Genomic DNA, 26,974 nt, shown 5'->3' on the forward strand with positions numbered 1-26,974 from the left:
CCGTGGGAAGCCATATAGTGAGTTCAGTCATTCACCACAAGGAGTTACGTTATGTATGAGTTGGAAGTCGAAAAGATGAGTTGCGGTCATTGCATCAATGCAGTGACAAAGTCGGTGCAGGCTGTGGATGCAGACGCCAAAGTGGAAATCAATCTTGCGCAACGCAAGGTGCGTGTGCAGACCGATGCGGAACTGGCAGAAATTTCTGCAGCGATTGTGAATGCTGGTTATCCGGTAGTGAGTAGCGCTGCTGTTTAATAAAAGCGGTATGTAAAAGGGCGTATGGTTGATAACCATAGGCCCTTTTTTATTGCCTGCTGTGATGTTAATTCCAGACCTCGTTTAATCCGATCTAATGATGCGGAGCGCAGCAATCGTGTTCGGCATCGCCGTCCTGCTGCGCCAAGCCCTGCAAAATTGGACAATCTGCGCGCGCATCGCCATTGCATGATTGCGCCAGGTGCTGCAAGGTATCGCGCATCTCGCTCAGCTCGGCCACGCGCTTGTTCAAGTCAGCAACATGCGCGAGTGCAATCGCCTTCACATCAGCACTGGCGCGGTGCGAGTCGTTCCATAGCGATAGTAAATCCCTGATCTGATCCAGAGAGAATCCCAGTTTGCGTCCGCGCTTGATGAAGCGCAGCGTATGCAGATCGTTGTCGTCATAGGTGCGGTAACCGGCATCGGTACGCGTACTGGGCCGGATTAGTTGAATACTTTCGTAGTGTCGGATCATTTTGGCCGAGATGCCGGATGCGTTTGCTGCTTCTCCGATATTCATGTTTACTCCTTCCGATTCAAAAGCTATATGAGCACTTATTTGGCGTCGTGATGTTCCAGCGCCGAAGGGCGCCAGCGGCGCAACAGCAGCGCATTACTGATCACGCTGACCGAACTGAACGCCATTGCAGCACCGGCAAACATCGGATTCAGCAAGCCGAAAGCAGCCAGAGGAATGCCGATCAAGTTGTAGATAAAGGCCCAGAACAAGTTCTGTCGTATCTTGTTATAAGTGCGGCGCGAGATATCGATCGCATCGGCGACCAGAGCAGGATCACCGCGCATCAGCGTGATGCCGGCTGCGTGCATCGCGACGTCGGTACCGGTTGCCATTGCAATACCGACATTGGCCGCGGCCAGTGCTGGTGCATCGTTAATGCCGTCGCCTACCATCGCGACCACGTGATCATCTTTTTGCAAGGAGGCGATTTTTGCGGTCTTGTCAGCTGGCAGTACTTGCGCGATGACATGCTTGATGCCGAGTGCGCTACCGACTGCATTAGCGCTGCCGTAGTTATCGCCACTCAGCAAAACGGTTTCTATACCGAGTGCATGCAGACTGGAGATAGCGCGCGGTGCGCTTTCCTTGATCTGGTCGGCGAAGGCAATCAATCCCAGTAATTGCTTGGGCGCGTCTACTGATACCAGCCATGAAATCGTATGGCCGGTGTTTTCCAGTTCTTTGGCGCGTGTTGCCAGCGCACCGAAGTCCAGACCCAATTCCTCTATCAGGCGTGAGCTGCCTAACTGCAAATGACGACCATCGACCGTCGCCGCGACGCCGCGTCCCGGCAAGGCTTGCACTTCGGTGGCTGGCAGCGTGGCGACATTCTGCTCGCGTGCGCGTTCGACCACGGCGTGTGCCAGCGGATGTTCGCTACCGCTTTGTATTGATGCAGCCAGTTGCAGCAAGGTGTCGGCTGAGATGTCGATGGCTTGCATTGCGGCTACATGTGGTTTGCCTTGTGTCAGCGTGCCGGTTTTATCGAATACGACGGTGGTCACGTGATGCACGATTTCCAGCGCTTCGGCATCCTTGATCAAAATGCCAGACTTCGCTGCGACGCCGGTGCCGGCCATGATGGCAGTCGGTGTTGCCAGACCCAGCGCACAAGGACAGGCAATGACCAACACGCTGACAGCGTTGATGATGGCGACTTCTACGCCAGCGCCAGCCAGCCACCAGCCGATGAAGGTTGCGAGGCCGATCAGCAAGACGATAGGCACGAAGATCGCGCTGACTTTATCGACCAGACGCTGGATAGGCGCTTTCGCTGATTGCGCGTTTTCCACCATGCGGATGATGCGCGACAAGGTGGTTTCCGCACCGACTGCATCGGTACGTACCAACAGCAAGCCGTCGGCATTGATGGATGCGCCAGTGACTTTGTCGCCGACTTGTTTAACTACCGGCAGACTTTCACCGGTGATCAATGATTCATCGACTTGGCTATTGCCTTCGACGACCGTGCCATCAACCGCGATGCGTTCGCCGGGACGTACGACAACGATGTCGCCGACGCGTACAGAATCTATGGCGACATCGGTATCCACGCCATCGCGTCGCACACGTGCCGATTCCGGACGCAGCTTTTGCAAGGCGCGTATGGCAGATGCGGTTTGTTTCTTGGCGCGTGCTTCTAGCCATTTGCCCAACAGGATCAGGGTAATGACGACAACCGAAGCTTCAAAGTACAAGTGTGGCATGTGGCCAGGCATGGCTGTCAGCAATAAATAAATACTGAGGCCGTAAGCAGCGCTGGTGCCGAGCGCGACCAACAAATCCATATTGCCGGTACCGGCTTTGACCGCATGCCAGCCTGCTTTATAAAAGCGCGCACCCAGCCAGAATTGCACCGGCGTTGCCAAAACCCATTGCACCCAGCCCGGCAGCATCCATTCGATGCCGAAAGGTTGCAGGAACATCGGCAATACCAGCGGGATGGATAGCAAGGCTGCATACATTACCGGCAGCCAGTCTTTGGCCGGTTTTTGTTCTGCCGCTTGTTGTGCAGATTGCTGCAGCGGCAGCGATGCGCCGTAGCCGGCATCTTGCACTGCGGCTATCAGGGCCGAACTGTTGGTGCCGCTGTTGACGCGGACTTGCGCGCGGTCAGTCGCCAGATTAATGCTGGCATCAATCACGCCATCGACTTTGAGCAATGCTTTTTCCACGCGGCTGGAACAGGATGCGCACGTCATGCCGGTGATATCGAGTGTGATTTCCTCTTGCGGTACGCCGTAGCCGGCTTGTTCAATTGCGTGCCGAATCATCTCGGCATTGATTTCCGGCGGGACTTCAACCGCGACAGTATCTGTCGCCAGATTCACGCTGGTTTGCTTTACGCCGGGGATCGCGTTGATGGCTTTTTCTACACGCGATGCGCAAGATGCGCAGGTCATGCCTGTTACATCAAGCGTGATGCGGCGGGTATCGGCAGACTCAATTTGTGACTGTACGGTCGTCATGATGTGACTCGCGGAAGGTGGAAGATGCATGCAGTATTGACCTTACCATGATGGGAAGGTCAAGCGGATTTTTCAAGTGTGTGGGTTGCCTATTGCTAGGTCTATGTTTGCTTGAGTAATCCCATTTTTTGCTTATGTAAGCGTGTACTTACTTTCTTGTTTAACTAGCTATACTTGCATAATCGTCACTGTGTCGCGTTTGCAACTCCCGCAAAAAATAAGTGCCTCCAGCCGCATGTCTCGCGTTCGCAAGACCTGATGCCCCACTAGAATAGTTCTGTACGGCAACTATGGTGCTAAGCAATATCAGCATCATCACCCGTGCATTTGCAGGTTTGGTACGGACCACGGTCTGTAGTCGCGTAACACATTCAAAGATTTCCCATGAAGATCTCAACGACGCTGGTGAAGCGTGTATCTGTTTTAGCGTCTGTTGTATTCGTCACCATCCTGACCGGATGTGCGGGCCCCAAATTCACCGTCGATGACGGTAGCGAAGTGGATGAGAAATTGCTCTCGTCCATCCGTCTATACGGCAAAGCACATCAAGCCGTGCGTCCCGCCATTATCAAAACCGCAGAGTTGAAGGACAAAGACTGCGACAAGCAATGGGAGCTGCCCTTTGCCGTTGCCGACTCATACGATTTGCCGAAGATGGACAGAATCGCCTGGGTGCGCGGCGTGGGCGTGGATGAACGCTTGACGGTCATTTCTGTGGCGGGCAATAGCGTTGGTCTGGAGGTTGGCGACAAGCTGGATAAGGTCGATGGCTATCACCGCGACAATACGGAAAAAATGCGCGAGCGCTTGATAGAAGCGCGCGATGACGGTGATCCGTTTGATGTCATTACTTCCGGCGGCAAGAAGATCAGGATCACGCCGGTCAAGGTTTGTCGCGGCCATTTCGAAATTGCCGACCCCTACAAGCCCGAGGTGCAGGAATATCACTGGCGGCAAGCCAAGCATCCACTGTCTGTTTTCAATCAGGAACTGACGCCGGACGAAGCGTTGTGGATGGTCTTGTGGACGCAGGGCATGTCGGAAGAAGTCGGCGCCAGAATGAAAACCTATCATTACGGTATGCGCTTCGTAAAAACCGCGCTGACAGTTGCCAGCATCGTCAGCGGTGTAGGTGCGGTTGCCAATGCAGCGCAAGCGGCAGCGGCCAATGCGGCCGCGATTGAAGCCGGCAAGCAGGCAGCGCAAGCCGCCGGCGAGGCGGTTGCCAGATACGCAGCCGAGCAAGCGATGGAGAGTGTGCGCAATCGCGCGATAGCAGTGGCGCAGGAAGCATTGAAAGCGCAGGCACAGGATGTGGCGCTGGATACGATGAAAACTTCCGTCCTGTTCCGCAGCTCCTTATCCGGCATTTCCTGGGTGGCGGGTACGGGTTTCTATATGGCGGATAAATGGGCATACGATCGCATGGCGAAGCTGGGTGCAGATCCGCTGGCCGGATTCAGCATGCACTTCAAGCTCGCTTCGCATGCGCTGGCGGCGAATGCCTTCGTGTTTGATGAAGAACGCGCGGCCGCAATGATGAAATTTGCCGAGGAAAACGGATTGGGCGAGATGGCGAAGCAGGCGATGAATGGCAGGGCAGAGGATACAAATGCTGCGCTGATCGCGACGCAAGCTATTGAAGTGCGCCAGCTCGATGTGATCCCGGAAAAGATCGCCGCCATCGCTGTTGAATTGCCTGTTACTACGCTTCTTCCCGCTGCGTCGCATGATGCGCAGATTCCGATAAGTGCTAACGCATTGATGGCGACGCATTAAGGCGATGCCTTCTTTGCGATTACACCAAGTTCTTACAAGATAGCCACATAGATCCGCACTATTTATACCGTTCGGATCTGTGCGAGTTCATATCAGTATTCCCAGTTCAGACCACGGTACGCCTTCATTCATACTTCTTGAAGTATGTAATGATAATGATTCGCATTATAATTGCGAGATGAAATTGCCCTAGCCTCGCTTGAACAATTTTTCAATCAAGGGCTAGAGCGTCAATCAACCTGTGTCGCGACAGTTAGTTATCGCTGGTAATGCGGCATTCTTTAAAGAAGAGTATTGATCATTATGTTGCGCGGATCTTTTGTTTTATTGCATCGCTGGTGCGGCTTGACCATCGCGCTGTTTCTATTGATATCCGGTTTGACCGGTGCCGTGATCTCGTGGGACCACGAACTGGATGAATGGTTGAATGCGCGTTTGTTCGAGGTCGATAGTCGCGGCCCGTACAAATCGTCAATAGAACTGGCGGCAGCCATCGAACAAGCTGATCCGCGCGTACAGATATCGTTTATGCCTCTGCAATTTGAGGAAGGGCATGCGGCGCTGTTCGGTGTCGATGCACGTGTTAATCCAGCGACGGGGCGTTTATTTGATCTCGGTTACAACCAGGTCTTCGTCAATCCGGTTACTGCGGAGATTATCGGCAAACGTGAATGGGGCGCCGTCTCGCTCGCTCGCGAGAATCTGATGCCTTTCCTCTACAAGCTGCATTACAGCCTGCATATTCCTGAAATGTGGGGCATAGATCGTTGGGGTGTCTGGTTCATGGGCATCATTGCAGTCGTGTGGGTCATCGATTGCTTCTTCGGTTTCTATTTGACTTTGCCGGCGCGCAGGGAAAAGAAATTGTCTGCAACTGCGCAAGGTGGCAAGGCCAAGACACGGCAAGCAAATGAAAAAAGCTGGTGGCAACGCTGGCAGCCATCGTGGCGCGTGCGTTGGAGTGGTGGTTCGTACAAACTCAATTTCGATTTGCATCGCGCTTTCAGTCTATGGACCTGGGGGCTGTTGTTCATTCTGGCGTTCACTGCGTTTTCGCTGAATCTGTATCGCGAAGTGTTTTATCCAGCGATGTCGCTGGTGTCCAAGGTAACGCCGGGACCGTTTGATACGCGTACGCCGGTCGATCCGCAGCATCCGATACTGGCGACTATCTCTTTCCCTGAAGTGATACAAAAAGCCAAGGATGAAGCGGCACGACGCGGTTGGGAAGAACCGGCAGGCAGCGTGTTTTATTCCAATTCATTCGGGATTTACGGCGCCAGTTTTTTCCATCCTGGTGATGATCACGGCGGCGGTGGCGTCGGGCCGGCAGCTTTGTATTTTGATGGCAAGGATGGCAGCTATCTGGGCAATCGTCTGCCGTGGAAGGGTACAGCTGCCGATATTTTCTTGCAGATGCAATTCCCGCTGCACTCGGGTCGCATACTCGGCATACCGGGTCGCATCCTGATTTCCATCATGGGTTTGTTGGTGTCGATGTTGAGCGTTACCGGCGTGGTGATTTGGTGGAAGAAGCGCAAGGGACGTGCGCGTTCTGCACTTCAATTACAGCGACTCATCAGTTCTGCGGAACAAAATACGTCGCGGCCATCGGTGACGGCTTAGTCGCGTCCTATAAATCTAGGATCTGGCGAAACATAGGCCACGATGCGTCGTTGCAGCAAGCCGGGAGGCGCGACCAGTTGCAGATCGAAGGATGTCACGGTAAATCCGACGTAGAAACACCACGCGAAGGATTTATCGCCAACGATGAAGTTGATGGTTTCGCCGCCTTCTACATTGACCCATTTGGTGTCAGGTGTGATGACGATAGTGCGTATAGCGGCATCTGCTGTTGCCGGATAACCGAGCAAATCCAGACGAGTTGTTTCGGAGAACGCCGGTGCACTCAGCATCAGGCATGCTGTAAAGGCGAGGGTGAGCAATCTGTTCAGCATGGCAATCTCCGTATCGATGCGGCAATAGTGGTAATGCTTTAGAGCGCCGAAGCATCATACAGGTTCCGCTATTTCTCCATGTGAGGATGGTGTTACGGCTGCACAGCATATTGCTTGCGCCACCTCAACAATTGCCTTCCAGTCTTACTCTCAATATATCTTTTTGATATATCCAAAGCCCAAATGGATTATTTACATTCGCCGCCGACGTGACTAACATCGCCCTGTAGCGTTGGTCGCGCATCCTTGCGTGAGACATCGATTCACTCGCGGCTACCTAAGGGGAAAATATGCTCGGCTTCAAACGAAAAAATCTATCTGCACTAGCCTTGGTTGGCGCGCTCGCGTTCTCGACGAATTTGATCACGCATGCTGCACTGGCTGCTGATTTGAAAATCGGCTTGGCGGCAGACGTTTCTTCGCTGGATCCGCATTATCTGAATATCGCACCCAACGTCGCATTCTCTTCGCAGATATTCGATGCGCTGGTCAATGTGGATGCGAACGGTAAATTGGTGCCGGGTTTGGCAACGTCATGGCGCGCAGTGGATGCGACGACCTGGGAATTCAAGTTACGACATGGTGTGAAGTTTCACGACGGTTCTGATTTCACCGCTGAAGATGTGGTGTTTTCGCTGGATAGACCTGCAAAATTGGTCAACAGCCCTGGTCCTTTCACCGCGTACACAAAACAAATCGTTGGAAAGAAAATTGTCGATCCGTACACAGTACGTCTGACGACTGCCGCACCGTATGGCCCATTGGCCTTGGACGTGAGCACAATTTTTATCGTATCGAAGAAGGCCGCAGAAAAAGCCAGCACCGACGATTTCAATAGCGGCAAAGCCTTGATCGGTACCGGTCCTTATAAATTCCTCAGTTTCAAACGTGGTGATCGCATCGAAGTCACGCGTAATGCCAATTATTGGGGCGGTAAATCGGATTGGGACAAAGTCACCTTCCGTATCATCACCAACTCGGCGCCGCGTATGGCGGCATTATTGTCAGGTGACGTTGATGCCATCGAAAGCGTACCGACCGCCGATCTAGCCAAGCTCAAAGCCAATCCAAAATTCCGACTTGAACAGCGCGTGTCATGGCGCACGATATTCTGGGAAATTGATCAATCCGAAAAAGGCACACGCTACGTAACGGACAAAGCCGGCAAACCATTGCCTAGCAATCCACTGCGTGATGTACGTGTGCGTCAGGCGATTTCAAAAGCGATCAATCGCCAGGCCTTGGCTGATCGCACGATGGAAGGTTTGGCGGTGCCAGCATCGAACATCGTCTCGCCGGGCATCTTTGGTTACAACGCCGGCTTGAAGGTCGAGGCCTACGATCCTGAAGGTGCGAAGAAATTGCTGGCGGAAGCCGGTTATCCAAATGGTTTTGCGCTGACCTTGCATGGTCCGAATGATAGATACATCAATGATGCGCAAGTGGTGCAGACGGTAGCGCAATTCTTGAATCGCATAGGCATACAAACCAAAGTAGAAACCTTGCCGCTGTCGGTTTACTTCAGCAAGGCGCGCACTGGTGAGTTCAGCGTCGCGTTGCTTGGTTGGGGCACCTTGGCTGGCGACTTTGGTTTGCGCACCTTGGTCGGCACACCCAATCCTGACACGGGTTGGGGCAGCTGGAACTGGGGAAAATATAGTAATCCGGCATTGGATAAATTAATTGCATCGTCGCTGGGTTCAGTTGATCAAGCCAAGCGTGAAGGTTTTGCGAAAGATGCAGCGGCAGTTGCGTTGAAGGATTACGCAGTCGTGCCTTTGCATCATCAATATGCGACCTGGGCAATGCGCAAAGGCTTGAAGTACACTGCGCGTATCGATGAATTCACCTTCGCACATCAGTTTCACCCAGAATAAATCCCGCGTGCAATGGCATAAGCTGGCAGCCTGCGCTCGCCAATTGGTGAGCGGAGTGCATCATGTTTGACTTCATTCTGCGTCGTCTCGGACAAAGCATCATCGTGCTGGGCGTGATGTCTTTATTGGTATTTGTCGGCGTCTATGCCATCGGTAATCCTATCGATATTTTGCTCAGTCCCGACGCCGATCAGTTTGAACGCGCGCGTACCATCGCTGCGTTCGGACTCGACAAGCCCTTGTGGCAACAATATTTCATCTTCATTCAACACGCATTAAGTGGCGACCTCGGCCGCTCATTCGCCTTCGGTACGCCAGCGCTGGCCTTGATACTTGAGCGTTTGCCGGCGACGCTAGAACTGGCGGTCTGTGCGATCGTGATTGCCATCGTGCTCGGTATTCCACTTGGTTTGTGGGCGGGTTTGCGTCCGCATAGCTGGACAGGTAAAAGCATCATGGCGATTTCCATACTTGGATTTTCGCTGCCGACGTTCTGGGTTGGCTTGATGTTGATCATGGTGTTTGCGGTGCAGCTCGGCTGGTTGCCAGCCAGCGGACGTGGCGAGACGACTTTGCTGTTTGGTGTGCCAGTCAGCTTCCTGACGCTGGATGGATTGAAGCATTTGTTGCTGCCAGCCTTCAATCTTGCGCTATTCAATATTGCATTGGTGATACGGCTGACGCGTGCCGGTGCGCAGGAAGCGCTGCTACAGGATTACGTGAAGTTTGCGCGTGCCAAGGGTTTGCGCAATAGCCGCATTATCGGCGTGCATGTATTGAAAAATATTCTGATTCCTATCGTTACCGTGATCGCCTTGCAGTTCGGCTCCATCATTGCTTTTGCCATCGTCACCGAGTCGGTGTTTGCATGGCCGGGCATGGGCAAGTTGATCATTGATTCGATACGCGTTCTTGATCGACCAGTGATCGTCGCTTATCTGATGCTGATCGTTACCTTGTTCATCTTTATCAATCTGGTGGTCGATGTTGTGTACTCGCTGCTGGATCCACGCGTACGTTTGTCGGATGCGAAAGCTTGATGATGGACAGCACGCTCACTTCCGCACCGATAGAAACGCCGTTCCAGCGTTTTACCCGCAACTTCTTTGCCAGCAAGGTCGCGATGCTGGGCTTCATCTTGCTGCTAGTTATCGTATTGGCAGCGATCTTCGCTCCCGTCATCGCACCGCAAAATCCTTACGATTTATCGCAGATAGACATCATGGATTCGCGACTGGAACCGGGGCAGCAGAATGCCGATCACAGCTTGACCTACGTACTCGGTACCGATGAGCAGGGACGCGATATGCTGTCGGCGATTCTGTACGGTGTGCGTATTTCCATCATCGTCGGCGTAGTCAGTACTGCGATTGCGTTGGTGATAGGTTTGACGCTGGGTTTGTTTGCCGGTTACTTCGGTGGCCGGATAGAAAGCCTGATCATGCGTGTGGCTGATATCCAGTTATCGTTTCCCCCGATTTTGGTGGCACTGATACTGCTGGCATTGATGGGGCCGGGCGTAGGCAAGATCATCATCGCCTTGGTCGCTGTGCAGTGGGCGTATTACGCACGGACCGCGCGCAGTGCAGCGCTGGTTGAACGCAAGAAGGAATATATAGAAGCTGCGACAGGATTGGGTTTGTCGCCACTGCGCATAGTCTTCCATCATCTATTGCCTAACTGTTTGCCACCGCTGATCGTGATCGCTGCGCTACAGGTGGCGTCCGCGATTTCGCTGGAAGCGACTTTGTCCTTCCTCGGCATAGGCTTGCCGGTCACAGAGCCTTCGCTCGGTTTGCTGATTGCGAACGGCTTTGATTACATGATGTCTGGCAAATACTGGATCAGTGTATTCCCCGGTATTGCTTTGCTGCTGACTGTGGTTGCGATCAATCTGGTTGCCGATCAATTGCGTGATGTCTTGAATCCGCGTTTGCAAACACAATGACCATGACGACCACGCCAACCTTGACGGTACAAAACCTGCAGATGCATTTTTCTGCGCGCGATGGCGTGGTGAAGGCGGTTGAGGATGTGTCTTTCTCGGTTGCTCCGGGGCAGATCATGGGTTTGGTTGGCGAGTCGGGTTCGGGTAAATCGATGACTGCGTATTCGATCATGGGTTTGATCGATGCACCGGGCAAGATCGTCGGCGGCAAGATACTGCTGAAAGATCAGAACCTGTTGGATTTATCGCCGGAAGCCATGCGCCGTGTGCGCGGTAATCGCATCGCGATGATTTTTCAAGACCCGATGATGACGCTGAATCCAGTCTTGCGCATCGATACGCAAATGATGGAAGCGGTGTTGGCGCATCAGGATGTGAGTAAAGCAGCTGCGCGAGAAATGGCACGTGATGCCTTGGCCCGAGTTGGGATTGCTTCGCCGGATGAGCGTTTGCTGGCCTATCCGCATCAATTCTCCGGCGGCATGCGTCAGCGCGTGGCGATTGCGACGGCTTTGTTGAACAAGCCCGATCTGATTATTTGCGATGAGCCGACGACGGCACTCGACGTCACAATACAAGGACAGATTTTGTACGAGATGCAAAAGCTTTGCCGTGAATCCGGCACTGCTCTGATCTGGATTACACATGATTTATCGGTGATTGCCGGTTTGGCCGATGCGGTGTGCGTGATGTATGCAGGAAAAATCGTCGAGAGCGGTAGCGTGCAACAAGTGCTGGAACAGGCGCGCCATCCTTACACTTATGGCTTGATCGCATCATCGCCGTCCAGGAACAAAGTCGGCGAGCCGCTGCGCCAGATTCCGGGTATGACGCCATCTTTATTGAATCTGCCTTCGGGTTGTGCTTTCCGCACACGCTGCGAACGTGCGACGGCAGAGTGCGCACACACGCCACCATTATCGATACACGACACACATGCATTCCGTTGCTTCCATCCGATGAAGTATGTAGCCGAGGTCGAGCATGGATGAAATAGTCCCACCTTTGCTGGAACTACGCGACGTCAGCAAGCGCTTCGTCAAGCCACTCGATGTCGCGGCAAAAGTGGCGAAACTGTTTGGTGCCCAGCGCACGGAAGAAGTCGTACATGCAGTCGATCACGCCAACCTGTCTATCAAGTCCGGTGAAGTGGTCGGTCTGGTCGGCGAATCCGGTTGTGGCAAATCGACGCTGGGTCGCATGGCAGTCGGTTTGCATACTTTGTCGTCCGGTACGCGTTACTGGAAGGGCGAAGACCTGGCGCAATTGAATGTCGCGCAAAGGCGGCAGAAGCAATTGGCGATGCAAATGATTTTTCAAGATCCTTATGCTTCGCTTAATCCGCGCATGCGCATACAGGATATCGTCGGCGAAGCACCGCTAGCGCACGGCATGATTACAGCCGCGCAACAAAAAGATTACGTCGCAGGTTTATTGCAAAAGGTTGGACTTGATCCGGCGCTGGTACGTCGCTTCCCGCATCAATTCTCCGGTGGGCAGCGTGCGCGCATAGGCATTGCACGTGCTTTGGCGGTCAAGCCGGAATTGCTGGTCTGTGATGAAGCGGTCGCGGCGCTCGATGTATCGATACAGGCGCAAGTGCTGAATTTGTTTATTGAATTGCGCAATGAACTGAATCTGACTTATCTATTCATCAGCCACGATCTGGGCGTGGTGCGACATGTGTCGGATCGCGTCGTCATCATGTATCTGGGGCGCATCGTTGAATCGTCACCGACGGCGGAATTATTCGCACAACCGAATCATCCGTACACTGTGGCTTTGCTAGCTTCCGCTCCCAAGCTGGAAGTGAAGAAGATAGACTTCGTCGCAGTTAAGGGCGAAATCCCGTCGCCACTGCATCCACCTTCAGGTTGTCACTTCCATCCGCGTTGTCCACATGCGATGCCGCGTTGCAGCGTCGAGCAACCGCTGCTGAAGGAAGTCGCACCGCAGCATTACTCTGCTTGCCATCTGAACGACGCCAATTAATTTTTCACGTCTTTGTTGCGCCTTTATTTATATAGCGTCGCGATAACATTTCCAACGGCCCTTGCGTATATTGCGACAGCCACCAGCGGCTGAACCATAGTTGCAAGAACATGATGCCAAAGGCAATCGCCAACCATCCAGCCGGTGGCCATTTTGCACCCAGGCCAAAACCGAAGCCTTGTATCAATACGCTGCATAGCAGGGATTGCATCAGATAGTTTGTCAGTGCCATTTTCCCCACTGGCGCCAGCCATTTTTCCAGCACACTCATTATTCCTGGACCTGCAAGCATGACGGTTGCGACATAGGCTGCTGCCAGACAGGAGCCGCCGACTGGCAGCCATGCATACATCAGGAAAGTATAGATGGAAGGATGAAAGGGATCGATGGCTTCGGATAACACCAGTGTGGCCCAAGCCAGATTGAATGGAATGCCGATGGCAAAACCTATCCATTGCGTACGACGCCAGAATGTTGTGTGTCGCCATGGTTGTGTCAGCCAGCCACGGCGTACCGACATGACGCCGAGTAAAAACAGGACGGCGATGTGCGGCAGGATGAAGAGCGATTGTGTTGTAACGGAGAAGTAATCGCGTATGCGCTGTATCGCTATGCTGAAAAAATTACCGTAGGTATAAATGGCACGTGAAGACTCAACGGCATAAGCGGCGCTTTTCCCCTGCTCAAGCAAATCATTCAGATTGATTACTTGAATACTCAACACAAAATTGACGATTACAAATCCAAAAAACACGCAGGCCCAGATGCGTAGATGACTGCGTATCTTGCTCAGCCGTGCATTGGCCAGACCCGCCAGCACCCAGAAGCCGGCGATGGCATAGACAGTCAGAATGTCGCCAAACCAGATCAGCACGCCGTGCAAGATGCCACACACCAGCAACCAGCGCAGTCTGCGTCTATACAGTCGCTCTGCATCGCTCCAGCGTTCCAGCTGGCGCTTGGCTGAGCGAGTAATCAGTACAAAGCTGGCGCCAAACAGAAACGCAAAAATCGGATAAAACTTTTGTTCTGCGAAGAAAGAGACAAAGGCAACGGACAGCACATCGAAAAGTGATGCGCTTGCCGGCAGCACGCCGTAACGCAAACTCTCGAAGCCCCAGATGAAGGACCATACATTGACGAGCAAGATGCCGAAGACGGCAATGCCGCGCAAAGCATCGATGCGGGCTAAGCGAGAGGGTTGGGACGAGCTGGAAATATCGGTCATGTTAGGCAAGTGGGTACAGCTTTAGCGATGATTGCGCATCGCGCGGGCAGATATAGGCTACGGAATCTGCGTAGCCTATAGCATTGAAAGAGTGATTTTATTCCGAGACGGGATTGTTCGTTGCTACGCTAGTGTTTTCCGCTACTTTCACTTGCGAGCCATGTCGTTGCGCGTAGACCCAGGTAAATTCCGCACCGAGCAAGAAAATTTGCGCCGAATAATAAATCCAGGCCAGCAAGACAACCAGTGAACCGGCCGCGCCGAAGCCGGAAGCCATATTGGTCTTGCCCAGATACAGTCCGATCAGGAATTTACCCACCGTGAACAGCAATGCAGTCACAACGGCACCGACCCACACATCACGCCACGGAATATAAGCACTCGGCATGAATTTATAGATCATCGCGAACAAACCAGTGATGACGGCGAAGGATACCGCGATATTCAATACCTGCAAGACGATGGTCCAGCCACCCAGCACATTGCCCCACCATTGACCGAGAGCAGCAAGCGCGGCGCTCAGGATCAGCGAGATCAGCAGCATGAAGCCCAGGCCCATCACCATGCCGAAGGACAACAGGCGTGTGCGTACGAATTTCCAGATGCCGCCGCCTTTGGTTTCGGCCGGGACTTTCCAGATGCGATTCAGTGCGCTTTGCAATTCACCGAACACAGCGGTCGCACCTATCATCAAGGTCAGCGTGCCGAGCGTGGCAGCGACGATGCCTTTGCCCGGTTCGCTGGCAGATTTCAGCAAACCTTCGACTGCGGCTGCACCGGTATCGCCCACCATATCGCGCAATTGCATGACGATTTCTCCCTGCGCCGTGGTTTGGCCAAAGAAGAATCCGGCAATGGCGATCACGATGATCAGCATTGGTGCAAGGGAAAAGATGGTGTAGTAGGCCAGCGCAGCACCCATGCTGGGCGCGAAATCCTGTAACCAGGCTTGTACTGCATCTCTGGTGAGGAACCAGGCTTCTTGCAGATAGTTTGTTTTCATTATTGGCATCGCTTTCTGCGTGGGACGACAATCAATTTTCATCATTGTCGTTGATGCGGTTTTTCTCGAATTGTACCGATAGTTCGCCCGCAGTGCGTCAATGATCGCGATGGCATGGGACTTGCAGCGAAATAACAGAGAGGCGAAGGAAAATGTGGTGGCCTGCTATGCTGAAGACATCTTCTGTTTCACTCAAAAGCATCGCCATGTCGCGTCGTCACCATCACCATGTTTATGTCGTTGAATTATCAGCGGATGTGCTCTACGAGGCGCGTTTCAAGAAAGCAAATCCGGATTACATCGCGGGCAAGCCCTGTGTGTACGTGGGCATGACAGGGCTGGACCCGGATCTGCGCTTCGATAAACACAAGGCTGGCATACAGAGTAATCGCTATGTCGAAAAGTTCGGCTTGCGCCTGCTGCCGGAGCTGTATGCGGTGTACAACCCGATGCCGTATCCCGCTGCGTGCGAGATGGAAGTTGAACTGGGCATCGCCTTGCGTGAAGCGGGATACGGCGTGTGGCAGGCTTAAGGCTGGGAAAAATGCCGGAAAAAAACATTTGAAGATGGAACCATTCGACTTTTTATGAGGTCAGACCTGTTGCATAACTGTCATGCGCGAGAGAAAGATCAAGAGTCTGTGTAGAGCCATACGCACTTTTCGCTGAAGTTATCGTCTTTTGCCCGAACCATCCGGGGCGGAAGGTCAATATTGGCTTAATTCGTAAAGCCTTTCAATGTACGACGGGTATTGCAACTGAGCGCGATACACGTCCTGACCCTGCACAAACATTTTGCAGCAGGGATCTGATAGCTGGCATCGGTCGGATAGTTTGTTTGGATTGGAAATCATGTTTCGAAGTTTATTTACATTTGTGCGAGCCCCTCAGCGCATCGCGGTGCTGGTTTTTTCGTTTATTCCATGTGTCCATGCGCTTGCATTTGATTTCAATGATGTGGCAAAAAAGGCCAAGCAACTGGCCACGACGTCTTACAAGGCCCCGCCCAAGAACATTCCCAAAGCGCTCGAGAATTTAAGCTACGCGCAGTATCACGACATTCAATTCAAGCAGGATAGTGCTTACTGGCGTTCTGCCAAACTACCGTTTCAACTCAGCTTTTTCCATCAAGGTCGGCAATACGACAGTGCCGTCCGCATCAACGAAATTAGCAACAATCGCGCACGTCCGATTCCCTTCGATCCGAAAGCCTTTAATTACGGCGGTAATAAACTCAGTGCGCAGGACTTGAAGCATCTCGGTTTTGCCGGCTTCCGTGTGCATTACGCAATCAATACGCCTAAATCCAAGGATGAATTCCTGGTCTTTCTCGGTGCCAGTTATTTGCGTGCGGTCGGCAAGGGGCAAGTCTATGGACTCTCTGCACGTGGCCTGGCTATCGATACTGCATTGAACTCCGGTGAAGAATTCCCGCGCTTTGTGGAATTCTGGATAGAACGTCCTACGGCTAATAGCAAGCAATTGACGATTTATGCGCTGCTCGATTCGCGTCGCGTTACCGGCGCTTACCGCTTCATTGTCAGACCCGGCGAACAAACCGTGACCGAAGTGAAGTCGCAGTTATATCTGCGCGAGAACGTTAGCAAGCTCGGCGTCGCACCGCTGACCAGCATGTATTTATTCGGCGAGAATCAGCGCCCGACGTCCGACGACTATCGTCCCGAAGTGCATGACTCGGATGGTTTATCGGTTCAATCCGGTACCGGCGAATGGATATGGCGGCCATTGGTTAATCCCAAGCGTTTGCTGGTGACCTCATATAGTTTGAGCAATCCGTCCGGCTTCGGCTTGATGCAGCGTGATGAAAGACACTCCAGTTATGAAGATCTGGCTGCCCGTTATGAAGCACGTCCGAGTGCCTGGGTGGAGCCGATAGGAAAATGGGGTTCCGGCCGGGTCGAGTTGGTGCAGATACCGACACCGGATGAAACCAACGACAACATCGTTGCCTACTGGGTGCCGGATCAGTTGCCCAAGCCGGGCGAGCCTATCAATATCGATTATCGCGTGTACTGGAACAAGAGCTTGCAGCAGCGTCCGCCCTTGTCCTGGGTGACACAAACGCGGCGCGGTCACGGTTATACCAACAATAAAGCAGATGACAGCATTTCCCTGCTCATCGATTTTGATGGGCCGGCGCTGAAGAAACTGCCGCCGAATACAAAGATAGATATACGCGCATCGTCCGATGCGAATGGCGAAATACTGGAATCGGTGACTTCTCGCAACGAAGTCAGTGGCGGCTGGCGCGCGGCACTGAAGGTCAAGCGCATAGATGACAAGAAGCCGATAGAACTGCGCGGATTTTTGTACAGTAACAATACGACTCTATCGGAAACGTGGAGTTACATTCTGCCGGCAGATTGATGGACGCGCCACGCATCCCGACGCAATGTCGGCATTATCTCGATCACCTTTCCTTACCGCAGGCTGAGCGCGAGGCGATAGAGGCGCAGCTTGAAGCAGCGCCGACCTTCTCTACGCGTGAAGCAATGACTGGCTTGCATCATGCCTTGGCGGGAAAGCATGCGTATCCAGACAATCCAGCGTTAGCGTCCGTCGTGGCGCGCACGCGCTTGGCACTTGGCACGGCATCGCATGCCTTCAATACCGTTGAACCCGCACAAGAACTCGGCGCGGCAGCAAGTGCGGCATTAAATATCGCACCACCGATTAATCGTGTTTCGATGGTGCCACAGCCATGGGGCGCATTGAATCCGCTCACGCGCTGGTTTCAGTCTCTGCGACGTCGCGATACAGATAAAGCTGAATCAGCTGTGCCCGTGACAGATGCTGCACCGGTCAATGATGCTGCCAAAGGTGGCGCACGTCGCTTGACCTTGCTGTTTCTGATGTTGGGACAAACGGCGCTGGCAACGTATTACATGAGTAGCGTCTTGCCGTATCAAGGCAAGCAGCCGCTAGAGATGGCGATGCTGGCTTTGTTCGCCTTGCTGTTCTGCTGGGTATCAGCTGGTTTCTGGACCGCGATGACAGGTTTTATTTTGCTGGCGCGCGGTAAAGATCCTCATCTGATTTCAAAATCAGCAGTAGCAAACGGTCCGATTGCCGCCGATGCGCGCACTGCCATCGTGATGCCTATCTGTAATGAAGATGTGACGCGCGTCTTTGCCGGCTTGCGCGCAACGTACGAGTCGGTGCAAAAAACAGGTCAGCTGGATCGTTTTGATTTTTTCGTGTTGAGCGATAGCGGCAATAGCGATATCTGCGCGGCAGAAGTAGCGGCGTGGGCAGTGCTGTGCAAGGCGGTCGATGGTTTCGGCCGCATTTTTTATCGTCGTCGCCAACGTCGTGTGCGGCGCAAGAGCGGCAACATCGATGACTTCTGCCGACGCTGGGGCAAAAATTATCGTTACATGCTGGTGCTGGATGCCGATAGCGTAATGAGCGGCGATTGCCTGACCAAGCTGGTGCAATCGATGGAAGCCAATCCGGATGCCGGCATTATTCAAACCGCACCACGCGCTGCGGGTCGCGATACCTTGTATGCGCGCATCCAGCAATTTTCCACACGTGTGTACGGCCCTTTGTTTACTGCGGGTCTGCATTACTGGCAGCTTGGTGAGTCGCACTACTGGGGGCATAACGCGATCATACGGATGCAGCCCTTTATCGAACATTGCGCCTTGTCCCTGTTGCCGGGCAAAGGTCCATTTGCCGGCGAAATTCTGTCGCATGACTTTATCGAAGCGGCCTTGATGCGACGTGCCGGTTGGAAGGTCTGGATAGCCTACGATCTGGATGGCAGCTATGAAGAAATGCCGCCTAACCTATTGGATGAATTGAAGCGTGACCGTCGCTGGTGCCAGGGCAATCTGATGAACTTCCGTCTGTTCCTGTCCAAGGGCATGCATTCGGTACATAGAGCAGTATTCGTCACCGGTGTGATGGCGTATCTGTCGGCACCTTTGTGGTTTCTGTTTCTGCTGCTTTCCACCGGCATGTTGATGCAACACACCTTGGCCGAGCCGGTTTACTTTACCGAGCCGTGGCAGTTGTTTCCAACTTGGCCGCAATGGCATCCGGAAAAAGCACTCGCGCTCTTTAGTGCAACGGCGACCTTGTTATTTCTACCTAAGATATTGAGCGTGGTATTGATATGCATGCAGGGTGCTAAGCAGTTTGGTGGAAGTATGCGTTTGATATTCAGCATGTTGATCGAAATGTTTTTTTCGATGTTGCTGGCACCGGTGCGCATGTTGTTCCACACGCACTTCGTTATCGCTGCCTTTATGGGTTGGGCGCTGCGCTGGAAATCACCACCGCGTGAAGATGCAGAAACCAGTCCTGGCGAAGCGATACGCAAGCACGGTTTTCATACTTTGCTGGGTTTGACCTGGGGCGGCATTATCTTTTGGTTGAATCCGGCTTTTCTACCGTGGCTCTTGCCCATAGTCGGTTCGCTGGCAGTGGCGATACCCGTGTCTATCTATTCCAGCAAGGTTGTGAACGGCTTGCGCTTCCGCCGGAAGAAATTATTCTTGATTCCGGAAGAGGCTGAACCACCAGTCGAATTGACGGCTACGGTCGCACATGTGAAAGAAGCGTCGCATCAAATGACGTTTGTCGATGCGGTGGTTGATCCACGCTTCAATGGTGTGATGTGTGCGAGCAGCTCTATCCACGCACATCGTTCGCCGACCGCGCAGCGCATGCGTGCCGAGCTAGTGCAGAACGCATTGCTGAATGGCGCATCTGTTTTGAGCGATGGTCAAAAGAATAGCTTGCTGGCTGATCCGATTTTCCTGTCGCAACTGCATCTTGATGTGTGGACTTCGGAGAGCGCACATCCACACTGGTTTCAGCATATGCGTCAGGAAAGAGAGAAGGAACACAAACAGCGCGCCTTGCGCCATGCAGCTTGATGCGGAAAATTAATCGTTTCCGTCAGAACCCTGCAGACAGCATTTGAAAGCTGAAGATGACCATGCCAATCAGCGCAATCAGGAGCAGAGCAACCGGGATTAACAGTAAGACGAAAGCTAGGCATTGAATGACCACTTGTCTCAGAGTTGATTCCTTGCCACCAAAACGGTCTGCGAGTTTTTCCGCGATCAAGGTTGTTAGCGGTGTGATCAGCATACTGATAAAGCCGCCTATGGTTTCCAGTGACATCGATTTCCTTGAATATATGTGATCGTCGCAGTGCAACGAGTGTTAAGCGTGCTTGTTAAAACGACAGACTTTGCCGACTTTCGAATTGACGTAATTGCTGTGAAATCGGATCGGTAAAAGAGATCGTCTTCGCCAGCAACTTTAATGGCTGACTGTAATCTTGTTCCGCGCCTTCATCTGGATAAAGATGAGGATAAATTCTGTCATTCATGATCGGTATGCCGAGCGCCGCCATATGCGCGCGCAGCTGATGTTTCTGGCCACTGACGGGTTCCAGTTTATAACGCGCCAACGCACCGTGTACTTCAATCAGTTCTATCGCTGTTTCTGCATTCGCTTCCCCTTCGACTTCTTCCATTTTCATGAAGGCCGCGCTTTCAAGCAAGCGACTGCGATACGTGGTGGGCAAGACGAGGTCGGCGCAATACGGCGCGATGGCTTCGTACTCTTTGCTGACGCTACGTTCGCGGAACAGGGTTTGATACAAATTGCGTGTGTGCGGCTGTATCGTGAAGAGCACGAGGCCGGCAGTTTCGCGATCGATGCGATGCATGGGTGCCAGCGTATCTATGCCGAGCGAGCGCTTCAGACGCACCAGCAAAGTTTCTTGCAGATAGCGGCCAGCTGGCGTGACGGGTAGAAAGTGTGGTTTGTCGACCGCAATCAGATATTCGTCTTGATACAACACGACTTCATCAAACGGAATGCGCGGTTCAGCCGGTAAGCTGCGGTAATAAAAAATCTTGCTGTGCGCCTGGTATGGGCTGGCAGGTGTCAGTGCCCGTCCTGCGGCATCGATCACATCACCACGCTGCATGCGTGCTTCCCATTCTGTATGTGGAATCGCCGGGAAGTGTTCGACGAGAAAAGCGATGATGCTAGGCCATGATCCAGCCGGCAGCGCGACGCTGCTGGGGCCGACGCCGTCCTTGCTGGACGGCGGTGAAATTTTGGCAGCGCTCACTCGCTGTCGGCGTCCAGCCGTTTGGCGCGTTGCAAACGCCATTCCCAATCGGGTTCGCCGCCGTACACATCTTCCAGCGTGGTGTCGGTTTCCTGCATTTTGGTATCGAGCGCGATGCGATTGTCGAAGACGAAGCATTCGCCTTCCCAATCTTTCTCTGCATCCGGCATCTCGAGGAAGTAATTCAGGATGCCGCCTTCGAGCTGATAAACCGGCACGCCCATATCCAGCATCCAGGCACTGGTTTTTTCACAGCGTATGCCGCCGGTGCAATACATGGCGACGCGCTTGCCGGCTGCTTGCCACTCCGGCACATGTTCTTCTATGTACTTGGGGAAGTCGCGGAAGTTATCGACGCCGGGGTCGACTGCATTCTTGAATTTTCCCAACTTGAATTCAAAGCTGTTGCGATTGTCGATCACGACGACATCATCTTGTGCGATCAACTCGCGCCATTCTTGCGGGCTGACGTCTATGCCGGTTTTGCTGATGGCATCGACATTGTCTACACCGAGGAAAACGATTTCAGATTTCTTGTGTACCTTCATGCGGGCAAACGGCGCGGTCTTGCAGGCGCTGCGCTTGAAGACGATATTGCTGAATGCACCGCCCAGACGTGGGTCCTTGCGTAGCGCTTGTTCGAAGCGGTCGAGCGTTGCTGCGTCACCGGCCAATACGCCGTTGATGCCTTCGTCGGCAATCAGGATGCTGCCGAGCAGATTGTGCGTCAGCTCACGGCAAACGGTGACAACGGCATCGGCGTCAGCCAGTTTGGCAAACTTGTAAAAGGCGATGTGGAATTGCTCTGCGACTGGGGATATCGAATTCATAGCGCGAATTGTCGCAGAAATTGCGCTGTATGGCTGCTGATGACAAGCAGACAAGGCGTTTGCAACCGCGATGAAAAAAGCCGGCATTCAGCCGGCTTTGTCATTCGTTTAACCAAGCTTTAGTCTGGCCGGTGCAATTTTTCCGCTTCCTGTTTCTGCTTGCCGGAAGAGAAGATGTCCCACAGTGTCATAAACAGTGCGGCAATGACTGGCCCGATCACAAAGCCGTTCAAGCCCAGCAGGGCCATACCGCCGACGGTGGAGATCAGGACGATAAAATCTGGTAATGCAGTGTCTTTTCCCACCAGAATCGGGCGCAGGATGTTATCCACCAAGCCGATGACGAGTACACCGAACACGATCAGTGTGACGCCTTGCCAGACTGCGCCTGTCAGCAAGAAGTAAACCGCGACTGGTACCCAGATCAGTGCTGCACCGACTGCCGGCAACAAAGACAGGAAGGCCATCAACACGGCCCACAGCAATGCGCCTTGTACGCCAAGGAACCAGAATGCGATACCACCGAGTGCGCCTTGTACTGCAGCAACAATCACATTGCCTTTGACCGTGGCGCGGATGGCTGTCGTCAGGTTATTGAACAGTGTGCGTTTGTGGTCAGGATTCAAAGGTGCGGCTTGTCGAATGCGATTGGCGATCTTGTCACCGTCGCGCAAAAGAAAGAACAGCATGTACAACATGATGGTGAAGCTGACCAGGAAGTTGAAGGTATTCTGACCGATGCTGATGGCTTGCTTGGTGATGAATTCGCTACCTTGCACGGCAGCCGTCGTAATTTTTGCCTGCAAGGAGGCGACGTTGGTCAGACCGAATTTATCCATTTGGGTAACGACCCAGCTAGGCAAGGCGGCGACGACTTTTTCAAAATAAGCGCCAAAGTTGATTTGCCCTGAACGGATGTTGTTATACAAGTTCGATGCTTCATGCACCATGGAAATGGAAATCAGGATCAGCGGAAGAATCACCAGCACCAGACAGATACCCAGCGTCGCCAATGCAGCGAGATTGCTGCGCTGATTCATTTTGATCAGCATCTTGCGATAGAACGGCGAGAACAGAATCGCCAGTACCGAAGCCCAGAATACCGCGCCGTAGAACGGCAATAAAATCCCGATGAATGCGAACGAAAAGGCAATCAATAGGGCGAGGAAAGTCTTTTGCTGGATTTCTGAATAGTTCATGGATTCGATCGCCTTGTGAGCGTTACGCATATTGTTGTTGCTTAATGCTAACCGAAGTCGTGCAGAAAGTGAGCGTGTTGGCTCACATAAGGGCAGAGCGCCAGATTCTTGTCAGCGCAAGAAGGCGTATCAGTTGGGAAAATTACAGACAAAAAAAGACCGGCCTAAGCCGGTCTTGAAGAGGTACAACCAATGAAATCGATTATTCAGCGATAGCTGGTTTGCTCATGTGTTTAGCGCGCATAGGTTTCAATACGAACCAAGCCATCAGAGCTGCGGTTGCATTCAGTGCACTAGCAACGACGAACACTGCGTACCAGCCGCCAGTTGCGGATGCCAATACTGCCGACAGAGGGATCAGCAGGGAAGCTGTGCCTTTAGCGGTGTACAGCAAGCCAGCGTTAGCTGTTGCGAATTTGCTGCCGAATGTATCTGCGCAAGTCGATGGGAACAAGGAGTAGATTTCGCCCCATGCAAAGAACACGATACCGGTCAGGATAACGAATGCGATTGGGTTGTGGCCGTAGTGGAACAGAGCCAAGATACCAACTGCTTCGATAGCAAACGCGATGAACATGGTTGGTTCACGACCGATTTGATCCGATACCCAGCCGAAGAATGGACGGGTCAAGCCGTTCAATACGCGGTCGATAGCCAGAGCAAATGTCAGTGCTGGCAAGGTCAAGCCCATCATGCTGACTTGAACGTCGAACACTTTAAAGTCACGAGCGATCGAACCCAGTTGTGCAGTTGCCATCAGGCCACCAGCAGCAACCATCACGAACATTGCATACATGACCCAGAAAACTGGTTCACGCAAAACTTCGCTTGGTTTGTAATCGCGTTTGGTTTGTTGAACGTTTGCAACTGCTTCGCCTTTTTTGTGCTCAGGAGCACGAGCCAGGAACAATGCAACCAGAACTACGATGATGCCTTGGCCGATACCGAAGTACAGGAATGCATCTTCATAGCCGCGGGAAGCGATCATTGCCGAGATAGGGATGATGGTGATAGCGGAACCAGCACCGAAACCAGCAGCGGTCAAACCAGCTGCCAGACCGCGACGGTCCGGGAACCATTTCAACGCATTACCAACGCAAGTACCGTATACAGCACCAGCGCCGATACCGCTAATAACAGCAGCAAAGTACAGAACAGCCAGGGAATCAGCGAACGAGTTGATGAACCAACCCAGACCGCACAATACGCCACCGACGATAACGACAGGACGTGGGCCGAATTTATCAACGAACCAGCCTTCGATAGGGACCAACCATGTTTCGGTCAGAACGAAGATAGTAAATGCAACTTGAATCGCAGCGCGGCTCCAGCCGTGTTTAGCAGCGATAGGATCGACGAACAGCGTCCAACCGTATTGCAAGTTTGCAATCATCGCCATAGCGACGATACCCAAAATCAATTGTATCCAGCGGAATGACGCTGGACGTTTAATTTCACTCATATTTGCCTTCTCTCAACTCTCAAGTATGAAAATGCACGTCACGATTGTTCGGTGCCCTCGTTGCAATAAACAACGGATGATTCATTTCGATCATTTGAAACCGTGGCTATCTGTCAGAAAAGTTGGTAACCGATCTGAGCTTGTGCGCACGGCTCGTGTTTATTTAATTCAACGACGCTACTATCCGAGAATGGCGGGCGAGTTGCTATACCTAAAGTTAAGAATATGAGATATTCAGATTGTGGATATCACGTATTCACGCGGTGAAAAAAATTGTGAATTGTGGATACCACGTAAGGTCTCTGTGGATACTACGTACAAAATGCGCGGATCGACTTTTTGCCGTGCATGAATATATGGCTGCATCGCTAGCCATATATTCAAATCCGTTGGGAAATCAGGCAGGTTTGAGGCAATACAAAGATGCTTTTACATCCAGTATTTTGGATAGGAACGGTCTTTGGGAATATTGTTGAAAACAATTGCCACGATGACCACTATCACACTGCCGATCAAGGTCGGTGTCAGCAGAAAACTCCAGGCAGGCGCAGCCAGCATAACAATCACCGGATTCGAACCGGCCGGTGGGTGTACAGTACGAGTTAGTTGCATTACGGCAATAGCAGTGCCGACAGCTAACGCCATGCTCCACCAATGCGGGCCGAACAGCGTCAGAAAGAGCAGGCCAGATAGCGATGACAGGAAGTGACCGGCAATGACATTGCGTGGTTGCGAGAAAGGGCTTTCAGGAAAGCCGAATATCAACACGCAGCTTGCGCCAAAAGAACCAAGCACCAGCGGCATGTGACTGATATCGGTGGCGAGTGCAACTGCCGAGATGGCAAGGAAGCCGCCCAGCCAGGAAAGCGCGATATGCCGGAATGGTGCGCGTGGTGGGACGGCAGTACCGCCGCGCATTTTTGATAAAAATGTATTCATGAATGACCCGCTAGAAAAGTTGAACATGAATCGTGCCTTGAGCCAGCTTTTCCCCGATTGCATCCATGCAGGCTGGGCTTGATTCTCTTGAAATATACAGACAGATCTGTATAGTAACGATGTTGGTAACGATCTGCAACAAGCTCTTTGCAAGCGATGATGCTTTGGACTACAGGTGAAATGATGTTGGATAAACGAGAAATACTGGTAAAGAAGGCGATGGAGTTATTCGCGCAAGGTGGCTACACGGGTGTCGGCATAGATCGCATTATTGCGGAAGCCGGGATCGCGAAGATGACACTCTATAAGTACTTCCCGTCGAAATCGGACCTGATACTGGAAGTTTTGAATCAGCGAGATACCTTCTTCCGTACATCGCTGATGAACTACGTTAATCAGCAAGAAGGTCTGTCGCAAAAGATATTGGCGCTCTTCACCTGGCACGATCAATGGTTCAAGCGTAAAGACTTCAATGGCTGCATGTTCATCAATGCAGCTGCCGAGTTTCATAACCGCAAGGACCCCATCCATCAAGTTGCCGCTTTGCACAAGCAACTGATCATCGACTACATCGCAAGCTTGCTGCTGGAGACGCACGGTACAAAATCCGGGAAATTGGCATCACAGATCAATATCCTGCTGGATGGTGCCATCGATGCGGCCCATCTCACCGGTAATCCGAATGCCGCGATGGAAGCGTGGGAAGCCGCGCAATGTCTGATCGATCGCCGTTAATCTAGCTCAATCCCGCATCAGACCTGCACGATTGCACGCAGAAGGTGTAACTTAGCGACAGCAATGTGCCAGAGCGGATAAATATTTTCGATACGATGGAATAAATCAGCCGTGCCATCGTTTACCTCAATGTCAGCGCATTGTTGTGCGTATTGTTTTTTTCTGACGTAAATGATTCAAGCCGGTAGGGACGCATTTATGACGTCCTTATATCGACTTGCCACTCTTCATTGAAAAGGAATAAGAAAATGAAACTCTCTCATCTCGTACTGTCTGCCGCTGCGGTCTTGTTCATGTCCAGCACTGCTTTTGCACAAAACGTTCCACTCAAGAAAGCTGACGGCATTTTGGTAACGGCCACAGGCATGACGGTTTACACCTTCGATAAAGACGTTGCAGACAGCGGCAAGAGTGCTTGCAACGGTCCTTGCGCTACAGCATGGCCAGCAGTTTCTGCCGGCAATGCCAAACCTGCTGCACCATATTCCGTGGTGACGCGTGACGACGGCACTGCGCAACTTGCTTACAAGGGCAAGCCTTTGTATCTGTTTGCTTCCGACAAAAAAGCAGGTGATCGCACTGGCGATAACTTCAAGGACATCTGGCACGTCGTCAAGGATTAATGTTTGCGGGATTATTACTAAGCTATCGCTG

Annotated in this window: 24 protein-coding genes; 13 read left to right on the top strand and 11 right to left on the bottom strand. The window is 52.5% G+C overall.

The annotated features are described in order from the left end of the window. Nucleotides 1–51 precede the first annotated feature (51 nt). Complete coding sequence (locus tag BQ6873_RS12370) at nucleotides 52–258, top strand: heavy-metal-associated domain-containing protein (protein ID WP_076592917.1); 207 nt, start codon at nucleotides 52–54, stop codon at nucleotides 256–258. Nucleotides 259–352: 94 nt separating this feature from the next. On the opposite strand, the gene cueR is transcribed toward BQ6873_RS12370, so the two are convergent. After that, the gene (gene cueR / locus BQ6873_RS12375) at nucleotides 353–781 is read right to left on the bottom strand and encodes a Cu(I)-responsive transcriptional regulator (RefSeq protein WP_076592918.1); all 429 of its coding nucleotides are present in this window, start codon (nucleotides 779–781) and stop codon (nucleotides 353–355) included. 35 nt (nucleotides 782–816) lie between these two features. Beyond that, entirely contained in the window at nucleotides 817–3,249 is a 2,433-nt protein-coding gene (locus BQ6873_RS12380) for a heavy metal translocating P-type ATPase (protein WP_076594109.1), read from the bottom strand. 384 nt (nucleotides 3,250–3,633) lie between these two features. Between BQ6873_RS12380 and BQ6873_RS12385 the strand changes: the two genes are divergently transcribed. Together BQ6873_RS12385 and BQ6873_RS12390 are read left to right on the top strand one after the other, a co-directional pair. Next, nucleotides 3,634–5,028, top strand: coding sequence for a hypothetical protein (locus tag BQ6873_RS12385; RefSeq protein WP_076592919.1), 1,395 nt, complete (start codon nucleotides 3,634–3,636; stop codon nucleotides 5,026–5,028). A 306-nt stretch (nucleotides 5,029–5,334) separates the two neighbouring features. Then, nucleotides 5,335–6,654: a PepSY-associated TM helix domain-containing protein gene (locus BQ6873_RS12390; RefSeq protein ID WP_407928085.1), complete on the top strand. Its 1,320-nt coding sequence runs from the start codon at nucleotides 5,335–5,337 to the stop codon at nucleotides 6,652–6,654. Here the strand turns inward: BQ6873_RS12390 and BQ6873_RS12395 are convergent. Continuing rightward, nucleotides 6,651–6,986 (bottom strand): CzcE family metal-binding protein, encoded by a 336-nt coding sequence (locus tag BQ6873_RS12395; RefSeq protein ID WP_076592921.1) that lies wholly within the window; start codon nucleotides 6,984–6,986, stop codon nucleotides 6,651–6,653. The two genes, BQ6873_RS12390 and BQ6873_RS12395, sit on opposite strands and share 4 nt — an antisense overlap. Nucleotides 6,987–7,276: 290 nt before the next feature. On the opposite strand from BQ6873_RS12395, the gene BQ6873_RS12400 reads away from it, so the two are divergent. The 5 genes from BQ6873_RS12400 to BQ6873_RS12420 all read left to right on the top strand — a co-directional run bounded on the left by BQ6873_RS12400 (nucleotide 7,277) and on the right by BQ6873_RS12420 (nucleotide 12,803). After that, nucleotides 7,277–8,863, top strand: coding sequence for an ABC transporter substrate-binding protein (locus BQ6873_RS12400; protein WP_076592922.1), 1,587 nt, complete (start codon nucleotides 7,277–7,279; stop codon nucleotides 8,861–8,863). A gap of 62 nt (nucleotides 8,864–8,925) precedes the next feature. Continuing rightward, on the top strand, nucleotides 8,926–9,903 hold the full coding sequence (locus BQ6873_RS12405) for an ABC transporter permease (protein WP_076592923.1): 978 nt from the start codon (nucleotides 8,926–8,928) through the stop codon (nucleotides 9,901–9,903). Between the two features lie 2 nt (nucleotides 9,904–9,905). Beyond that, nucleotides 9,906–10,811: an ABC transporter permease gene (locus tag BQ6873_RS12410; RefSeq protein ID WP_076594110.1), complete on the top strand. Its 906-nt coding sequence runs from the start codon at nucleotides 9,906–9,908 to the stop codon at nucleotides 10,809–10,811. Between the two features lie 2 nt (nucleotides 10,812–10,813). Beyond that, nucleotides 10,814–11,803, top strand: a complete 990-nt coding sequence (locus tag BQ6873_RS12415) for an ABC transporter ATP-binding protein (RefSeq protein ID WP_076594111.1) — start codon at nucleotides 10,814–10,816, stop codon at nucleotides 11,801–11,803. Next, nucleotides 11,796–12,803 (top strand): ABC transporter ATP-binding protein, encoded by a 1,008-nt coding sequence (locus BQ6873_RS12420; protein WP_076592924.1) that lies wholly within the window; start codon nucleotides 11,796–11,798, stop codon nucleotides 12,801–12,803. The genes BQ6873_RS12415 and BQ6873_RS12420 overlap by 8 nt, the downstream gene beginning before the upstream one ends. 4 nt (nucleotides 12,804–12,807) lie before the next feature. Here the strand turns inward: BQ6873_RS12420 and BQ6873_RS12425 are convergent, their stop codons facing one another. Both BQ6873_RS12425 and BQ6873_RS12430 read right to left on the bottom strand, forming a co-directional pair. Further along, the gene (locus tag BQ6873_RS12425) at nucleotides 12,808–14,031 is read right to left on the bottom strand and encodes a DUF418 domain-containing protein (RefSeq protein ID WP_076592925.1); all 1,224 of its coding nucleotides are present in this window, start codon (nucleotides 14,029–14,031) and stop codon (nucleotides 12,808–12,810) included. A 97-nt stretch (nucleotides 14,032–14,128) separates the two neighbouring features. Further along, entirely contained in the window at nucleotides 14,129–15,034 is a 906-nt protein-coding gene (locus BQ6873_RS12430) for a YihY/virulence factor BrkB family protein (protein WP_076592926.1), read from the bottom strand. A 206-nt stretch (nucleotides 15,035–15,240) separates the two neighbouring features. Between BQ6873_RS12430 and BQ6873_RS12435 the strand changes: the two genes are divergently transcribed. The 3 genes from BQ6873_RS12435 to mdoH all read left to right on the top strand — a co-directional run bounded on the left by BQ6873_RS12435 (nucleotide 15,241) and on the right by mdoH (nucleotide 19,941). Continuing rightward, nucleotides 15,241–15,567 carry a hypothetical protein gene (locus BQ6873_RS12435; protein ID WP_076594112.1) on the top strand — a complete coding sequence of 109 codons (327 nt, stop codon included), beginning with the start codon at nucleotides 15,241–15,243 and terminating at the stop codon, nucleotides 15,565–15,567. A 319-nt stretch (nucleotides 15,568–15,886) separates the two neighbouring features. Further along, a complete protein-coding gene (locus BQ6873_RS12440; RefSeq protein WP_076592927.1) occupies nucleotides 15,887–17,422 on the top strand; it encodes a glucan biosynthesis protein G in 1,536 nt (511 codons plus the stop codon). Then, nucleotides 17,422–19,941, top strand: a complete 2,520-nt coding sequence (gene mdoH, locus BQ6873_RS12445) for a glucans biosynthesis glucosyltransferase MdoH (RefSeq protein WP_076592928.1) — start codon at nucleotides 17,422–17,424, stop codon at nucleotides 19,939–19,941. The genes BQ6873_RS12440 and mdoH overlap by 1 nt, the downstream gene beginning before the upstream one ends. A 22-nt stretch (nucleotides 19,942–19,963) precedes the next feature. Here the strand turns inward: mdoH and BQ6873_RS12450 are convergent, their stop codons facing one another. The 6 genes from BQ6873_RS12450 to BQ6873_RS12475 form a co-directional block, all read right to left on the bottom strand. Beyond that, nucleotides 19,964–20,191 (bottom strand): hypothetical protein, encoded by a 228-nt coding sequence (locus BQ6873_RS12450; RefSeq protein WP_076592929.1) that lies wholly within the window; start codon nucleotides 20,189–20,191, stop codon nucleotides 19,964–19,966. Nucleotides 20,192–20,246: 55 nt separating this feature from the next. After that, entirely contained in the window at nucleotides 20,247–21,155 is a 909-nt protein-coding gene (locus BQ6873_RS12455) for a pseudouridine synthase (RefSeq protein WP_076592930.1), read from the bottom strand. Further along, entirely contained in the window at nucleotides 21,152–21,985 is an 834-nt protein-coding gene (gene trhO, locus BQ6873_RS12460) for an oxygen-dependent tRNA uridine(34) hydroxylase TrhO (protein ID WP_076594113.1), read from the bottom strand. Before trhO ends, BQ6873_RS12455 begins: the two co-directional genes overlap by 4 nt. Before the next feature lie 119 nt (nucleotides 21,986–22,104). Beyond that, nucleotides 22,105–23,184 (bottom strand): AI-2E family transporter, encoded by a 1,080-nt coding sequence (locus BQ6873_RS12465; protein ID WP_076594114.1) that lies wholly within the window; start codon nucleotides 23,182–23,184, stop codon nucleotides 22,105–22,107. A 202-nt stretch (nucleotides 23,185–23,386) separates the two neighbouring features. Beyond that, nucleotides 23,387–24,646, bottom strand: coding sequence for an oxalate/formate MFS antiporter (oxlT, locus tag BQ6873_RS12470; protein WP_076592931.1), 1,260 nt, complete (start codon nucleotides 24,644–24,646; stop codon nucleotides 23,387–23,389). 429 nt (nucleotides 24,647–25,075) lie between these two features. Beyond that, the gene (locus tag BQ6873_RS12475) at nucleotides 25,076–25,585 is read right to left on the bottom strand and encodes an HPP family protein (RefSeq protein WP_076594115.1); all 510 of its coding nucleotides are present in this window, start codon (nucleotides 25,583–25,585) and stop codon (nucleotides 25,076–25,078) included. Between the two features lie 183 nt (nucleotides 25,586–25,768). On the opposite strand from BQ6873_RS12475, the gene BQ6873_RS12480 reads away from it, so the two are divergent. After that, nucleotides 25,769–26,320, top strand: a complete 552-nt coding sequence (locus tag BQ6873_RS12480) for a TetR/AcrR family transcriptional regulator (protein WP_083664542.1) — start codon at nucleotides 25,769–25,771, stop codon at nucleotides 26,318–26,320. Nucleotides 26,321–26,568: 248 nt separating this feature from the next. Further along, nucleotides 26,569–26,943: a COG4315 family predicted lipoprotein gene (locus tag BQ6873_RS12485; protein WP_076592932.1), complete on the top strand. Its 375-nt coding sequence runs from the start codon at nucleotides 26,569–26,571 to the stop codon at nucleotides 26,941–26,943. The last annotated feature ends 31 nt before the right edge of the window (nucleotides 26,944–26,974 follow it).

Source organism: Herminiimonas arsenitoxidans (assembly GCF_900130075.1).
Lineage (GTDB): Bacteria > Pseudomonadota > Gammaproteobacteria > Burkholderiales > Burkholderiaceae_D > Oxalicibacterium > Oxalicibacterium arsenitoxidans.

Excerpts from the sequence above, each read along its gene's own strand:
- BQ6873_RS12370 (WP_076592917.1), top strand. The coding sequence starts at position 52 with ATGTATGAGTTGGAAGTCGAAAAGATGAGTTGCGGTCATTGCATCAAT.
- cueR (WP_076592918.1), bottom strand. The coding sequence starts at position 781 with ATGAATATCGGAGAAGCAGCAAACGCATCCGGCATCTCGGCCAAAATG.
- BQ6873_RS12380 (WP_076594109.1), bottom strand. The coding sequence starts at position 3,249 with ATGACGACCGTACAGTCACAAATTGAGTCTGCCGATACCCGCCGCATC.
- BQ6873_RS12385 (WP_076592919.1), top strand. The coding sequence starts at position 3,634 with ATGAAGATCTCAACGACGCTGGTGAAGCGTGTATCTGTTTTAGCGTCT.
- BQ6873_RS12395 (WP_076592921.1), bottom strand. The coding sequence starts at position 6,986 with ATGCTGAACAGATTGCTCACCCTCGCCTTTACAGCATGCCTGATGCTG.
- BQ6873_RS12400 (WP_076592922.1), top strand. The coding sequence starts at position 7,277 with ATGCTCGGCTTCAAACGAAAAAATCTATCTGCACTAGCCTTGGTTGGC.
- BQ6873_RS12405 (WP_076592923.1), top strand. The coding sequence starts at position 8,926 with ATGTTTGACTTCATTCTGCGTCGTCTCGGACAAAGCATCATCGTGCTG.
- BQ6873_RS12410 (WP_076594110.1), top strand. The coding sequence starts at position 9,906 with ATGGACAGCACGCTCACTTCCGCACCGATAGAAACGCCGTTCCAGCGT.
- BQ6873_RS12415 (WP_076594111.1), top strand. The coding sequence starts at position 10,814 with ATGACGACCACGCCAACCTTGACGGTACAAAACCTGCAGATGCATTTT.
- BQ6873_RS12420 (WP_076592924.1), top strand. The coding sequence starts at position 11,796 with ATGGATGAAATAGTCCCACCTTTGCTGGAACTACGCGACGTCAGCAAG.
- BQ6873_RS12425 (WP_076592925.1), bottom strand. The coding sequence starts at position 14,031 with ATGACCGATATTTCCAGCTCGTCCCAACCCTCTCGCTTAGCCCGCATC.
- BQ6873_RS12430 (WP_076592926.1), bottom strand. The coding sequence starts at position 15,034 with ATGAAAACAAACTATCTGCAAGAAGCCTGGTTCCTCACCAGAGATGCA.
- BQ6873_RS12435 (WP_076594112.1), top strand. The coding sequence starts at position 15,241 with ATGTCGCGTCGTCACCATCACCATGTTTATGTCGTTGAATTATCAGCG.
- BQ6873_RS12440 (WP_076592927.1), top strand. The coding sequence starts at position 15,887 with ATGTTTCGAAGTTTATTTACATTTGTGCGAGCCCCTCAGCGCATCGCG.
- mdoH (WP_076592928.1), top strand. The coding sequence starts at position 17,422 with ATGGACGCGCCACGCATCCCGACGCAATGTCGGCATTATCTCGATCAC.
- BQ6873_RS12450 (WP_076592929.1), bottom strand. The coding sequence starts at position 20,191 with ATGTCACTGGAAACCATAGGCGGCTTTATCAGTATGCTGATCACACCG.
- trhO (WP_076594113.1), bottom strand. The coding sequence starts at position 21,985 with ATGAATTCGATATCCCCAGTCGCAGAGCAATTCCACATCGCCTTTTAC.
- BQ6873_RS12465 (WP_076594114.1), bottom strand. The coding sequence starts at position 23,184 with ATGAACTATTCAGAAATCCAGCAAAAGACTTTCCTCGCCCTATTGATT.
- oxlT (WP_076592931.1), bottom strand. The coding sequence starts at position 24,646 with ATGAGTGAAATTAAACGTCCAGCGTCATTCCGCTGGATACAATTGATT.
- BQ6873_RS12475 (WP_076594115.1), bottom strand. The coding sequence starts at position 25,585 with ATGAATACATTTTTATCAAAAATGCGCGGCGGTACTGCCGTCCCACCA.
- BQ6873_RS12480 (WP_083664542.1), top strand. The coding sequence starts at position 25,769 with ATGTTGGATAAACGAGAAATACTGGTAAAGAAGGCGATGGAGTTATTC.
- BQ6873_RS12485 (WP_076592932.1), top strand. The coding sequence starts at position 26,569 with ATGAAACTCTCTCATCTCGTACTGTCTGCCGCTGCGGTCTTGTTCATG.